Consider the following 13,049-nt stretch of genomic DNA (forward strand, 5'->3'; position numbering starts at 1 on the left):
ACGATGTGTCCGAGCCCGAAGCCACCCGCGCGTATCGCGGCGTCGCCCCGGCCGACCGGCGCGCCGAACGCCGCAAGCGTCTCCAGAACGCGGTGATCGACGTCGTCGCCGACGAGGGCTGGTCGGCGACGACGGTACGGAAGGTCGCGGCCACCGCGGGAGTCGGCCCCCGCTTCTTCTACGAGAGCTTCACCGACATGACCGACCTCGTCACCACCGCCTACGACGAGCTCGGCGCGACCCTGCTCGAACGCGCCGTCGACGCCATCGCGGCGGCCCCCGACGAGCTGCACGCCAAGGCACGCGCCGCGGTGGGAGCGATCGTCGGCGCCGTCGAACGCAACCCCCAGCAGGGTCGCTTCCTCATCTCCGACGCGCCCCCGCTCGCCGAGCGGAAGAGCGCGTTCATCCGGTCCGCCGCCGACGAACTCGCCAAGCAGAGCGACGCGGTGGGCACCCGCCTCGACTCCCGGCAGGCCGAACTGCGTGCGGTGGTCGTCATGGCCGGCGCCGTCGAGCTCGTCCGCGGCTGGCTCGACGGCACGCTCGACATCCGTCCCGACGAACTCACCGAGATCGTCGCCAGCACCCTGTCGACACTCACCGCGCACATGCCGACCATCGGCAGATAAGCAGGCGGCAAGGTCGGCCGCGCCCCGCGGCAGGGCAGATCGGCCGGAAAGAAGATCTCTGCTCAGCCCTGCACCGCGGCAGACAACCCGCTCAGAGCCTGGTCGACGTGGGCGGGCCACTCCCGGGCGTCGATCCGATGCACGCCCGCCTCCCCCGCGAACGCACTCGAGACCACCACATCGGGTTCCGTCTTCGCCAGCAGGCGCAGACTGTCGGCGAGCACACGGGCGTCGCTCATCCCCTCGATGTAACCGGCCCGCCACGTCCCCGAAGCACCGCGATACAGCGTGTCGCCGGTGAACAGGTAGCGGGTCCCGTCCGCGCCGGGCACCAGATAGCAGGTGCTGCCCACCGTGTGCCCGGGTGTCGGAACGATCTCCACCCCGTTGTCGTCCACATGACGTTCCGTCAGCGGGACGTCGATGCGGGCGTGCCGGCCGACCACGTCGGCCTCCGCCGCTGCCGCGTGGAGTCTCGGCCCGAAGCGCTCGGCGATCCTGCCGAGCATCGGACCGGCCTCGTCCTGGTGGGACAGGTACTGGTCGGTGATCCCCCCGAGGCGGTCCAGTTCGTCGAAATCGGCCTCACCCGCGACCGAGTAGAAGAGCACGTTGTTCGTCCCGGTCCACAGATAGGCGTGCGTCCTCAGCCCCGGGAACGGATTGTCCTCCTGCGTCTCCCACAGATCGGGCAGTACTTGCCGCATCGCGGTACCTCCTGGTCGTCGTCCGGTCACCACCACCGTGCAACCTCGAGCCGACTGAAGGTCAAGTGCGTCGGACGACGGGAGGGGCGGCACCCTCTCGGGTGCCGCCCCTCTCGGTACAGCAGGTGCCTGCTCGCACAGGCAGCAACACGTGCCTGCTCCCACAGGCAGCAACACGTGCCCGCTCCCACAGGCAGCGGACGCTTATCCGGCTTCGGACTCGCCCTCGCTGGACTTGGCCAGCGCGACCGCCGGGGTGTCCGGGACCTCGGCCGGCTTCTCGCTCGGCGTGAACGTGAACTTCGCGTTCTCGCCGGCGCCCTCGCCGTCCCAGCCCTCGACGTCGACGAGGACGATCTGGCCTGCGCCGATCTCGCCGAACAGGATCTTCTCGGAGAGCTGATCCTCGATCTCGCGCTGGATCGTGCGACGCAGCGGACGTGCGCCGAGCACCGGGTCGAAGCCGCGCTTGGCGAGCAGCGACTTCGCCTTCTCGGTGAGCTCGATACCCATGTCCTTGTTCTTCAGCTGCGTCTCCACACGTCCGATCATCAGGTCGACCATCTGGATGATCTGATCCTGCGTGAGCTGGTGGAAGACGATGATGTCGTCGATACGGTTGAGGAACTCGGGCCGGAAGTGCTTCTTCAGCTCGTCGTGGACCTTGTTCTTCATCCGCTCGTAGTTCGACGCCTCGCCCGTTCCGGCCGAGAAGCCGAGCCCCACGGCCTTCGAGATGTCGGCGGTGCCCAGGTTCGACGTGAAGATCAGCACGGTGTTCTTGAAGTCGACCGTGCGTCCCTGGCCATCGGTGAGGCGACCGTCCTCGAGGACCTGCAGGAGGGTGTTGTAGATCTCCTGGTGGGCCTTCTCGATCTCGTCGAACAGAACCACGGAGAACGGCTTGCGGCGCACCTTCTCGGTGAGCTGGCCGCCCTCTTCGTAGCCGACGTAGCCGGGAGGAGCACCGAACAGGCGCGACGCGGTGAAGCGGTCGTGGAACTCGCCCATGTCGATCTGGATGAGCGCGTCGTCCTCGCCGAACAGGAAGTTCGCGAGCGCCTTGGACAGCTCCGTCTTACCCACACCGGACGGGCCGGCGAAGATGAACGAACCGGACGGACGCTTCGGGTCCTTCAGGCCGGCACGTGTACGACGGATCGCCTTGGCGACGGCCTTGACGGCGTCCTCCTGGCCGATGATCCGCTTGTGCAGCTCGTCCTCCATGCGGAGCAGACGCGTGGTCTCCTCCTCGGTGAGCTTGAACACCGGGATACCGGTCCAGTTGGCGAGGACCTCGGCGATCTGCTCCTCGTCGACCTCGGCGATGACGTCGAGATCGCCCGCACGCCACTGCTTCTCGCGCTCGGCACGCTGCGCGACGAGCTGCTTCTCCTTGTCGCGCAGGCTCGCGGCCTTCTCGAAGTCCTGCGCGTCGATCGCCGATTCCTTCTCGCGACGGGCGTCGGCGATCTTGTCGTCGAACTCGCGCAGGTCCGGCGGCGCGGTCATGCGACGGATGCGCATGCGGGCACCGGCCTCGTCGATGAGGTCGATCGCCTTGTCCGGCAGGAAGCGGTCGTTGATGTAGCGGTCGGCGAGAGTGGCCGACGCGACGAGCGCCTTGTCGGTGATCGAGACGCGGTGGTGCGCCTCGTAGCGGTCGCGCAGACCCTTCAGGATCTCGATGGTGTGCTCCACCGTCGGCTCCCCGACCTGCACCGGCTGGAAGCGGCGCTCGAGAGCGGCGTCCTTCTCGATGTACTTGCGGTACTCGTCGAGGGTCGTCGCACCGATGGTCTGCAGCTCACCGCGGGCGAGCTTGGGCTTGAGGATCGACGCAGCGTCGATCGCGCCCTCGGCAGCACCGGCACCGACAAGCGTGTGCAGCTCGTCGATGAACAGGATGATGTCGCCGCGGCTGTTGATCTCCTTGAGGACCTTCTTCAGGCGTTCCTCGAAATCGCCGCGGTAACGGCTGCCGGCGACGAGCGAGCCCAGGTCGAGCGTGTAGAGCTGCTTGTCCTTGAGGGTCTCGGGGACTTCACCGTTGACGATGGCCTGCGCGAGGCCCTCGACGACGGCGGTCTTGCCGACACCCGGCTCGCCGATGAGCACCGGGTTGTTCTTCGTACGACGCGACAGCACCTGCATGACGCGCTCGATCTCCTTCGCCCGGCCGATGACCGGGTCGAGCTTGCCTTCGAGAGCTGCCTGCGTGAGGTTGCGGCCGAACTGGTCCAGGACGAGCGACGTGGACGGAGTGCCGGTCTCGCCACGGCTCGTGCCGGATTCTGCGGGCTCCTTGCCTTGGTAACCGGACAGCAGCTGGATGACCTGCTGACGCACCCGGTTGAGGTCGGCGCCGAGCTTGACGAGCACCTGCGCCGCCACGCCCTCACCCTCGCGGATGAGACCGAGCAGGATGTGTTCGGTACCGATGTAGTTGTGTCCGAGCTGGAGCGCTTCGCGAAGGCTCAGCTCGAGGACCTTCTTGGCACGAGGAGTGAAGGGAATGTGCCCCGAGGGCGCCTGCTGACCCTGGCCGATGATCTCTTCGACCTGGCTGCGCACACCTTCGAGGGAGATACCCAACGACTCGAGCGACTTCGCCGCCACACCCTCACCCTCGTGGATGAGGCCGAGGAGGATGTGCTCCGTGCCGATGTAGTTGTGGTTGAGCATCCTGGCCTCTTCTTGAGCCAGGACAACGACGCGCCGCGCGCGATCGGTGAACCTTTCGAACATCGCACTCCCTCACACTCTCCGGCCGCCGGTCCGGTACGCCGATCGTCCCGCACCCTGCTGCCGCTCTTAAGCTCCGGCACTCGAGTCGTTCGTCGGAACCTTTCAGAGGTTCCAAGCTCCCACTCCACACTCTAGTGGCCGTGGTATCGACTCGCTTTCCCTCTACCCTTCGGAAGGCGGCGAGAAAACCCGGTTTCAGAAGTCAACGCTGCACGTGGCGGATACGTTTCCGCAAGCTGTACGCCACAAGCGAACAGGGGCTGTGGGGGATCAACGGGCGAAGAATCGCTCGATCCTGCGTCCGAAGCTCCGCGAGGCGCGTTCGGGATCGGCCAGAGCACTTTCTGCGAGGACACTGTCCTCGTCCGACACCGTACCCGGTTCGAACGGCCGCAGCGAACGTCCCGGACCGCGCAACCGTTCGATGGCGGAGATGAGCGAACCACCGTCCTTCGTGGCCTCCGCGATCACCTCGGGGTCGACGTCGAGATGTTCCGCCACCAGGATGTTGCGCAGCTCGACGGCGGCGCGGCCGACCGCGTCCCCGGGTTCGGCGGACTCGATGGCCAGGTCGCATTCGGTGTCGAAGCCCATCGAACGGTTGTTCAGGTTCGACGACCCGATCCGCAGCAACGTCTCGTCCATGACGACGACCTTCGCGTGCACGTAGATCGGCTCCCCGCCGGCGGTGACGGGATAGTAGGCGGCGAAACGGCCGTGCACGTCGGCCTCCCACAGCATGTGCAGCAGGGCCCGCCGGGCACCGTCCATGGCCTTGCGTTCGAGCCAGCCGTCGGCGTTGCGTGGGATCACCACCACGATCTCGGGGCCGTCCGGTTCCTGCAGTCGCTCGGCGAGAGCCTCCGCGATCCTGCGCGAAGCGAGGTACTGGCTCTCGAGGTAGAGAGTGTGCCGCGCCTTCTCGATCACCGACAGGTACAGCGCCTCGATCTCGTGGACGCCGTCCTTCCCGTCGTAGGCGGGCAGCGTGCGCGCGATGCCCACGTCCACACCGCGGAGGGTCGGCTCGAGATCGTCGGGCCAGATCGGCTCCGGCTCCGGCACGGGATCGAGTTCCTCCCCCGTGGCCGCCTTCCACCGGGCGCGGGCCTGGTCACCGAGGGCCCGCGCGGCGTCGCCGTCGACGGCGGTCGTCACGTCGTGCCACGGTCCGTAGCGTTTACCGCTCGGCTCCCGCCGGTATTTGCTCCGGTCCGGATGATCCGGGGTGTCCCAGCGGTCGACGGTCATATCGATACCGCCACAGAAAGCGATGCTGTCGTCGACGACGAGAATTTTCTGATGGTGCGCCGCGCCCACGGGATGCGCCCCGTCGATTGCGAAGTGCAGGCTCGGGTCGGTGAGCCAATCGAGCACGAACACCGGCGTCATTCCGCGTGCGAGGGCACTGAACGCACCGATGTTCCACTTGAGCAGATAAATATCGAGACCGGGTCGACGTTCGGGAAGCCATTCGAGGAATTCACCGAGTTTGTTCGGTCCCTCGAGAGTTGCACCCTCGGGTTCGAACTTGATCCGGGTGTCGAAATCCCACCCGATCAGCATAATGCGTTCTTCCGCCCGGAGCATCGCCGCCTTGGCGTGACGGAAATAGTCGGCGGCGTCGACTATGCAGGTCAACCTCTCCGCTCGCGCGATTCGCCAGCAGGTGGAACCTGGTTCGAGCACGGTCTCGGCCATGAGCGGATGCTACTCCCCGACCGCATCGTGCCGGGTCGTCCGCACGATCGACGTGTGTGACAGGCGCCACTGTGCCACAACCCAACCCGTCCACCGACGACTGTGGGGCGCCGTCCACGGATGGACGACGCCCCCCGGACGAGGATTCGTCAGTGCGCTTTGTTGTACGCCTCGACGATCTCCGCAGAGATTCGGCCACGGGCCGACACCGGCAGATCGTTGTTCCGTGCCCATTCACGGATAGCGGCCGTCTGTTCGCGACCGGCACTTCCGGATCCGCTCTTGCGCGCAGCCGGCGCAGTTCCGGCAGCGGTCTTGCTCCGCTTGCGGCCGCCGACCTTACGAGCGTGTTCGATCCAGAATTCCAACTGCTCGCGCAGCCGTGCCGCATTGTCCTCGGAAAGATCGATCTCGTACGTCACTCCGTCGAGACCGAACTCCACCGATTCGTCGGCCGCCGACTCCTGATCCACATCGTCGATCAGGGTGACAGTGACTTTTTTCGCCATGTGGTGTAAATCCTCTCAAATGCGCTTCCCCCCGCGGGACGGGCACCACACTACCCGCCGATTAACGCATCGCAATATGGAGCGGTGAAATCCGATTAACGGGTGTTCGGTCGAACAATCGGGAACAGGATTGTTTCGCGGATTCCCAGACCGGTAAGTGCCATCAACAGACGGTCGATTCCCATTCCGGTACCGGTGGTCGGCGGCATTCCCTGTTCCATCGCGGCGAGGAAGTCCTCGTCGAGAGCCATTGCCTCGTCGTCCCCTTCCGAGGCCAGACGCGCCTGGTCGACGAAACGCTCGCGCTGGATCACTGGATCGACGAGTTCCGAGTAACCCGTGGCGAGTTCGAAACCTCGGACGTACAGATCCCATTTCTCGGTGACCCCGCGCACCGTGCGGTGATCGCGTGTCAACGGCGACGTCTCCACGGGGAAATCACGCACGAAGGTCGGCTCGTGCAGCTGGTCGCCGCACATGTGCTCCCAGAGCTCCTCGACGAGCTTGCCGTGACCCCAGCCCTTGCCCTCGGGAATCTCCAGACCGACACGATCCGCGAGAGCCGTCAATTCCTCCAGTGTGGTGTCGGGGGTCACGTCCGTGCCGATCGCCTCGGACAGCGAGGGATACATTTCGAGAGTTTTCCATTCACCCCCGAAGTCGTATTCCGTACCGTCGGCGAGCGTCACCACATGGGTGCCGAAGACCCCGAACGCGACCTCCTGGATGATCTCGCGGATCATCCGCGCCGAATCATCGTAGGTTCCGTACGCCTCGTACGTTTCGAGCATCGAGAATTCCGGCGAGTGCGTCGAGTCGGCACCCTCGTTACGGAAATTGCGGTTGATCTCGAAGACCTTCTCGATACCGCCGACGACGCAGCGCTTGAGGAACAGTTCCGGCGCGATACGCAGGTACAGATCGATGTCGAGTGCGTTCGAGTGCGTCACGAACGGGCGGGCCGCCGCACCGCCGTGCAGGGTCTGCAGCATGGGCGTCTCGACCTCGAGGAAGCCGCGACGCTCGAGCGCGTTGCGCAGCTCGCGCACCACCGCGACACGCATGCGTGCATTGCGACGTGCTTCGGGACGCACGATGAGGTCGACGTAGCGCTGACGCACCCGCGCCTCTTCGTTCATCTCCTTGTGCGCGACCGGCAGCGGACGCAGCGCCTTCGACGCCATGGTCCACGAGTCGGCCATGACGCTGAGCTCACCGCGACGGGAGCTGATGACCTCGCCGTGCACGAACACGATGTCGCCGAGGTCGACCTCGGACTTCCAGGCGGCGAGCGCCTCCTCGCCGACGCCGGCGAGGCTGAGCATGACCTGCAGCTGGGTGCCGTCGCCCTCCTGCAACGTCGCGAAGCACAGCTTGCCGGTGTTGCGCGAGAACATCACGCGGCCGGCAACGCCCACGACGGTGCCGGTGGCGGTGTCGGGCTCGAGGTCGGGATACTCGGCGCGGATCTCCGCGAGCGTATGGGTGCGCGGGATCTCGACGGGATAGGCCTCCGAACCCTGTGCCAGGAGCCGTTCGCGCTTCTCGCGGCGAACCCGCATCTGCTCGGGGGTGTCGTCGGGCTGCTGAACGGTGGCATCACTCACGGGTAACCAGACTATCGGACACCCGAGGTCACCATTCCTGCAGATGCGCGCTTTCAGTGAGCGGTGACCCGCGCCACGTCCTGCGCGACGTGCTGGGCCTCGGCGACTGCGCCGACCAGGCGGGCCGCGCGGATGGCGTCGTAGCCTCCGACGAGGTGGGTGACCCGGCGCAAACCCTGCGCGTGCAGTTCGGTGACCACACCGTGCGAGCTCGCGCCGTCCGACGAGACGAGGATCCATTCGACGTCGCGGTCGACGGCGAGGGCGAGACGGCCCGGGCCGCTCGGATCGAGTCGCTCGGCGACGAGATCGGCGGAGATGGCCAGTGCACCGGGAAGTGTTCCCTGAGCGGCGCGTTCGGCGTTCGAGCGGATGTCGACGATGACGGCGCCGCGGGCGACCGCTGCGGACAGTTCGGTGGGGTACGTGCGCTCGACGGCGAGCCGGTGGAAGGCGACCGGAGCAGTAGCGGTAACCGTAGAAGCGGCAACCGGAGCAGCGGTGGAAACAGAAGTGGTGGAAAGAAGCGCAGCGCGCATGAGAAAACTCCCAGGAATGTGTTATCGGTCGAGGCGGCGGTCAGCCTCGACAACACTCCTGGGTGCTCATGCAACGGATCACGAGGAACATCTTTACACAGAATGACGCTCAGCGGAACCTGCAGTTCCGCGTGCCGCTCGTCTCACCTGGTTCCGCTCGTACACCAGACGCAGCCCCTCGAGGGTCAGATCCGGCTCGTGGTGCTCGAGGGTGCGCGACTCCGGCATGATCAGCGGCGCACTGTCGCCGGTGCCGATGACGGCCACGTCGTCGCCGTCGAAACCGGGCACCTCGGCGCAGATGCGCCGCACGATGCCGTCGACCATCCCGGCGAACCCGAAGACGGCCCCGGACTGCATGCACTCGACGGTGTTCTTTCCCAGAACACCTCGGGGACGGAGCAATTCGACCTTCCGCAGTGCCGCCGACCGCGACGCCAGCGCATCCATCGAGATCTCCACACCCGGAGCGATGGACCCGCCGAGGAACTCCCCCTTGCCCGACACGACGTCGACGCACGTGGAGGTCCCGAAATCCACGACGATGCAGGGGGATCCGTAGAAGTGGTAGGCCGCCAGACTGTTGACGATGCGGTCGGCGCCGACCTCCTTCGGGTTGTCCACGAGCAGCGGCACTCCCGTGCGCACCCCCGGCTCCACCACTACGTGCGGCACCGACGACCAGTAGCGGTCGAGCATGACGCGCACCTCACGTAGCACCGACGGCACGGTCGACAACGCCGCCACCCCGGTGACCTGCTCGGCAGATTCGCCGAGCAGACCGCGGAACAGCAGGGCGATCTCGTCAGCGGTCATCCTGGGGTCGGTACGGACGCGCCAGTCGCGCAGCAGCCGCGCGTGCGAGCCGCTGCCCGCGAACACCCCCAGGACGATATTGGTGTTGCGGACGTCGACGGTGAGGAGCACCTCTAGACCAGGGACGGGGAGTCGAGAGTCGACAGCATCCGCGGCGTGATCAGGCCCGAGCCCTCGGGAGCGTGGGCAGGATCGTTGCCGAGCTCGACCTGGCGGTTGTCGGCGTCGACGAAAACCACGCGCGGGTCGTAGTCCTTGCACTCCTGCTCGTTCATCACGCCGTAGGCGATGAGGATGACGAGATCGCCGGGGCTGACGAGACGTGCTGCGGCACCGTTGATCCCGATGACGCCCGATCCACGCTCACCGGCGATGACGTACGTCTCGAGCCGGGCGCCGTTGTCGATGTCGACGATGCAGACCTGCTCGCCCTCGAGCAGATCCGCGGCGTCCATCAGATCCTGGTCGACGGTCACCGAACCGACATAATGCAGATCCGCGTGGGTGACGGTGGCGCGGTGGATCTTCGACTTCATCATGGTGCGGAACATGCTCGTCCTCGGTTTCTTTCTCGTTTCCGAATTCGATCGGTGGGTCAGCGGTTCGTCAGGTTGTCTTCGGCGCCGGGATCCACCGGACCGGTGGCTCGTTCGAGGAAGCCGGTGCCGACGGCGACCCCGACGTTGTCGATGAGGCGTGTGGAGCCGAGTCGTGCGGCGACGAGCAGTCGGCCGTCGCCGCGTTCGGGTGCCGGCCCCAGATCGACGCCGCGCACCTCGAGATAGTCCACCTCGATCTGCGGACTCTGCGCGAGCACGTCGCGTGCCGTGGACAAGATCGCCTCGGCTCCGCCCGCTGCGGCGTGTGCGCCGGCGACGAGCGCCGCAGACAGCGTGGTCGCGATCTCGCGCTGCTCGGGGTCGAGATAGCGGTTGCGGGAGGACAGCGCGAGCCCGTCCTGTTCGCGCACGGTGGGAACGCCGAGGATGCGGATGTCGAGATTCAGGTCGGCGACCATCTGACGGATCAGAGTGAGCTGCTGGTAGTCCTTCTCACCGAAGAACGCCGTGTTGGGACCGACGATGTTGAACAGCTTCGCGACGACCGTCAGCATGCCCGCGAAATGACCGGGACGCGCAGCACCTTCGAGCTCCGACCCGAGTGGACCCGGGTGGATCGTGGTGCGCGGGCCCTGCGGGTACATCGCCGAGACCGTCGGCACGAAGGCGAGTTCGACGCCCGCTTCGCGGAGCAGTTCGAAGTCGGCGTCGAGAGTACGCGGGTAGGCGTCGAGATCTTCGTTCTTCCCGAACTGCAGCGGGTTGACGAAGATCGACACGACCACGACGGCCCCGGTGAGCTTGGCCTGGCGCACGAGTTCGAGGTGACCGGTATGCAGCGCACCCATCGTCGGTACGAGTGCGACGGTGCGGCCGACGCCGCGCAGAGCCCGGGTGACCTTGGTCAGGCCTGCGGGATCGTGGTGAACGGTCAGTTCACCTCGCACGTATCCGCGCTGTCCTGCTTCACTCACCGTATTCAGCTCCTTCGAGAATCGCCATCAGTTCCGGCTTCGACCCGGTCCGTTGCGCCGATCGCAGCGACAGCGCGCGGTACCCGGCGGCGATCAGCGGGTCGACGGCCTCGAGCGCACGCAGGTGCGCGGCCACGGCGTCGGCATCGCCGCGCGCGACCGGCCCGGTGAGGGCCGAGGGCCCGCGCCGCAGCACGTTGTCGAGCGCTGCGGAGAGCAACGGCTGCAGCACCCGTTCGGCGACTCCACCGGGGGCGTCGTCGACGAGTTGCTGGCCGAGCAGTTCCTCCCCCTGCAGGGCGCTGCGCAGGGCCTCGACGGCGTCGGCGACCAGCGTGACCAGGTGGTTGCTGCCGTGCGCGAGCGCAGCGTGGTAGGTCATGCGCATGGACTCGGGGACGCGGACCGGCTCGCCGCCGATCTCGAGGACGAGGGACTGCGCGATGGCGTAGCCGATCTCGTCGGCGGCCGTGATGCCGAAGCACGCGGAGGAGAGCCGGTCGATGTCCTCGTCGTGGCCGGTGAAGGTCATCGCGGGATGGATCGCGAGCGGCACGGCGCCCTGCTCGGTCAGCGGCTCGAGGATCGCGGTGCCGTGAGCACCGGAGACGTGGACGACGATCGTGCCGGCGGCGACCGAACCGGTGGCTGCGAGGCCCTTGACCAGGGACGACAGTTCGGTGTCGGGAACGGCGAGAAGAAGGAGATTGCAGCGGCCGGCAACCTCGTCGACCGGCAGGATCTGCGAATCCGGCAGGCGCGTGGCGGCACGGTGCCGCGAGACGTCGGAGACGGCCGAGCAGGCCACGACGACATGACCAACGCGTTCGAAAGCTGCGCCGAGTGCAGTGCCGACCCGTCCGGCGGACACGATTCCTACCGACAGGCGCGCAGGCGCGGGTGCGTTGGTGATCCCGAAGGAATTCACGGGAGTCCTCTCGTTCGTTCCAGTCCCGCTCAGCGGGTACCGGACGTTCCGCTCGACAATAGCGCGCGTTTTCCGGGGCTCGCCACGGTCGGGCCGAGTGATCTGCGCCTCATCGTCCGAGGTGGGGCGGGTGCGACCTGCCGCGCGATCGCCCCGCGATCAGCGCTCGGCCGACAACGACGCGAGGATCTCCGCGACCGTCCGGCCCTCACCGTCGGCGCGACGGCGCCGGGAGCGACGTCCGGACGATTCGTGGTCGTCCTCGTCGTCCTTCTGGGTCGTTTCCGCAGCTCCATCGGCCTTCGCGGCGGTGTCCTTCCCCTCCGCGGGGTCATCGCCCTTCGTCTTCGCTCCGGCCCCGTCTGCGTCCGTTTGCGGGTCGGGATCGGATCCGGGCTCGTGCTTACCGGGCTTCTGCGGCTCCGCCTTCCCGTCCGCCGCCTTCTCGGCGCTCGCGACCTTCGCGTCCCCGGTCTTCGGGTCCCCCGTCTTCGTGTCTCCGACCTTCTGATCCTCGACTTCCGCGTCCTCGATCTCGGCGTCCTCGACGTCCGGTCCTGCGGCCGCTTTTCCAGCCGTCGCCTTCTCGACCGTGACCTTCCCGGTAGCGGACTTCCCCGTCGCAGAATCAACCTTCGCCTGTTTCTCGGCACGCGGTTCTTCGACATCACCCTTCGCGGATGTCTTCTCCGACGCCTCCGCCGCCCGCATGGCCGCCTCGACCGACTCGGTCTCCGCGGTGACCGGCTCGTCGTCGGGAGAGGCGAAGGCCGGTCCCGACGGACGCGGAGCGGACACCCGCGCCGCCTCGCTCAGTCCACGCAGCTTCTCCGCCTGGCCCTCGAGGGCGACGACATCGTCGGGGAGCCGGCCGTCGAACAACATCTCGAGCGTGCGGCGCAGGGTGGCCAGCTCGGTGCGCAGGGCCGCCATCTCCCCGGCGTCGAGCTTCAGATCGGCACGGACCTTCTCCTCGACGGTCAGCTCGTACTCGCGCCGCGCCGCGATCTCCCGTTGCAACTGCAGTTCGTAGACCGTCTTCAGGTCGTCGGCCTTTGCCCGATCGAGCGCCGATTCCCGGCGGTACTTGTTCATCGCGATGGCTCCGACAGTGGCAGCCCACAGGGCGACGACCACCGCGACACGCAGCAATTGCACGCTCTCACTGAAGATCAACAGCAGCGAGGCGATCATCGCCAGAGCGAGCAGACCGGCCACGATCATCGAGCCGGTACTGCGCCACGGACGGCGATTCCTGTCTGGTCGCGCCGAGGTTGCCATGACCATCAGGGTACTTGGGTGGGTCCTCGGATCGGAGCCGGACGACA

Annotated in this window: 12 protein-coding genes; 1 reads left to right on the top strand and 11 read right to left on the bottom strand. The window is 66.8% G+C overall.

Features of this window, described 5'->3' with window-relative positions:
- Positions 1–5 precede the first annotated feature (5 nt).
- Positions 6–632, top strand: a complete 627-nt coding sequence (locus ACQR3U_RS14930; RefSeq protein WP_024102849.1) for a TetR/AcrR family transcriptional regulator — start codon at positions 6–8, stop codon at positions 630–632.
- Positions 633–694: 62 nt separating this feature from the next.
- On the opposite strand, the gene ACQR3U_RS14935 is transcribed toward ACQR3U_RS14930, so the two are convergent.
- The 11 genes from ACQR3U_RS14935 to ACQR3U_RS14985 all read right to left on the bottom strand — a co-directional run bounded on the left by ACQR3U_RS14935 (position 695) and on the right by ACQR3U_RS14985 (position 13,002).
- Positions 695–1,339: an MBL fold metallo-hydrolase gene (locus tag ACQR3U_RS14935; RefSeq protein WP_006550501.1), complete on the bottom strand. Its 645-nt coding sequence runs from the start codon at positions 1,337–1,339 to the stop codon at positions 695–697.
- Positions 1,340–1,543: 204 nt separating this feature from the next.
- Positions 1,544–4,087 (bottom strand): ATP-dependent Clp protease ATP-binding subunit, encoded by a 2,544-nt coding sequence (locus ACQR3U_RS14940; protein WP_024102847.1) that lies wholly within the window; start codon positions 4,085–4,087, stop codon positions 1,544–1,546.
- Between the two features lie 270 nt (positions 4,088–4,357).
- A complete protein-coding gene (locus ACQR3U_RS14945) occupies positions 4,358–5,788 on the bottom strand; it encodes a phospholipase D-like domain-containing protein (RefSeq protein WP_230810765.1) in 1,431 nt (476 codons plus the stop codon).
- A 149-nt stretch (positions 5,789–5,937) separates the two neighbouring features.
- Entirely contained in the window at positions 5,938–6,297 is a 360-nt protein-coding gene (locus ACQR3U_RS14950; RefSeq protein WP_006550504.1) for a histone-like nucleoid-structuring protein Lsr2, read from the bottom strand.
- Between the two features lie 95 nt (positions 6,298–6,392).
- Positions 6,393–7,859 (bottom strand): lysine--tRNA ligase, encoded by a 1,467-nt coding sequence (gene lysS, locus ACQR3U_RS14955; protein ID WP_232333457.1) that lies wholly within the window; start codon positions 7,857–7,859, stop codon positions 6,393–6,395.
- Positions 7,860–7,957: 98 nt separating this feature from the next.
- A complete protein-coding gene (locus ACQR3U_RS14960; RefSeq protein WP_094979528.1) occupies positions 7,958–8,443 on the bottom strand; it encodes a rhodanese-like domain-containing protein in 486 nt (161 codons plus the stop codon).
- A 93-nt stretch (positions 8,444–8,536) separates the two neighbouring features.
- The gene (locus ACQR3U_RS14965; protein WP_064256742.1) at positions 8,537–9,370 is read right to left on the bottom strand and encodes a type III pantothenate kinase; all 834 of its coding nucleotides are present in this window, start codon (positions 9,368–9,370) and stop codon (positions 8,537–8,539) included.
- Positions 9,371–9,372: 2 nt separating this feature from the next.
- On the bottom strand, positions 9,373–9,810 hold the full coding sequence (gene panD, locus ACQR3U_RS14970; RefSeq protein WP_006550510.1) for an aspartate 1-decarboxylase: 438 nt from the start codon (positions 9,808–9,810) through the stop codon (positions 9,373–9,375).
- A 44-nt stretch (positions 9,811–9,854) separates the two neighbouring features.
- On the bottom strand, positions 9,855–10,793 hold the full coding sequence (panC, locus tag ACQR3U_RS14975; RefSeq protein ID WP_230810764.1) for a pantoate--beta-alanine ligase: 939 nt from the start codon (positions 10,791–10,793) through the stop codon (positions 9,855–9,857).
- Positions 10,786–11,721: a Rossmann-like and DUF2520 domain-containing protein gene (locus tag ACQR3U_RS14980; RefSeq protein WP_024102843.1), complete on the bottom strand. Its 936-nt coding sequence runs from the start codon at positions 11,719–11,721 to the stop codon at positions 10,786–10,788. The genes panC and ACQR3U_RS14980 overlap by 8 nt, the downstream gene beginning before the upstream one ends.
- Before the next feature lie 159 nt (positions 11,722–11,880).
- Positions 11,881–13,002, bottom strand: coding sequence for a DUF6779 domain-containing protein (locus ACQR3U_RS14985; RefSeq protein WP_230810763.1), 1,122 nt, complete (start codon positions 13,000–13,002; stop codon positions 11,881–11,883).
- Positions 13,003–13,049 lie beyond the last annotated feature (47 nt).

The sequence above is a fragment of the Rhodococcus sp. IEGM1339 genome (assembly GCF_050321925.1).
Classification (GTDB): domain Bacteria; phylum Actinomycetota; class Actinomycetes; order Mycobacteriales; family Mycobacteriaceae; genus Rhodococcus; species Rhodococcus pyridinivorans.

Coding starts and splice junctions, on each gene's coding strand:
- ACQR3U_RS14950 (WP_006550504.1), bottom strand. CDS start 6,297: ATGGCGAAAAAAGTCACTGTCACCCTGATCGACGATGTGGATCAGGAG.
- ACQR3U_RS14935 (WP_006550501.1), bottom strand. CDS start 1,339: ATGCGGCAAGTACTGCCCGATCTGTGGGAGACGCAGGAGGACAATCCG.
- ACQR3U_RS14960 (WP_094979528.1), bottom strand. CDS start 8,443: ATGCGCGCTGCGCTTCTTTCCACCACTTCTGTTTCCACCGCTGCTCCG.
- ACQR3U_RS14940 (WP_024102847.1), bottom strand. CDS start 4,087: ATGTTCGAAAGGTTCACCGATCGCGCGCGGCGCGTCGTTGTCCTGGCT.
- panD (WP_006550510.1), bottom strand. CDS start 9,810: ATGTTCCGCACCATGATGAAGTCGAAGATCCACCGCGCCACCGTCACC.
- ACQR3U_RS14945 (WP_230810765.1), bottom strand. CDS start 5,788: ATGGCCGAGACCGTGCTCGAACCAGGTTCCACCTGCTGGCGAATCGCG.
- lysS (WP_232333457.1), bottom strand. CDS start 7,859: ATGCGGGTTCGCCGCGAGAAGCGCGAACGGCTCCTGGCACAGGGTTCG.
- ACQR3U_RS14985 (WP_230810763.1), bottom strand. CDS start 13,002: ATGGCAACCTCGGCGCGACCAGACAGGAATCGCCGTCCGTGGCGCAGT.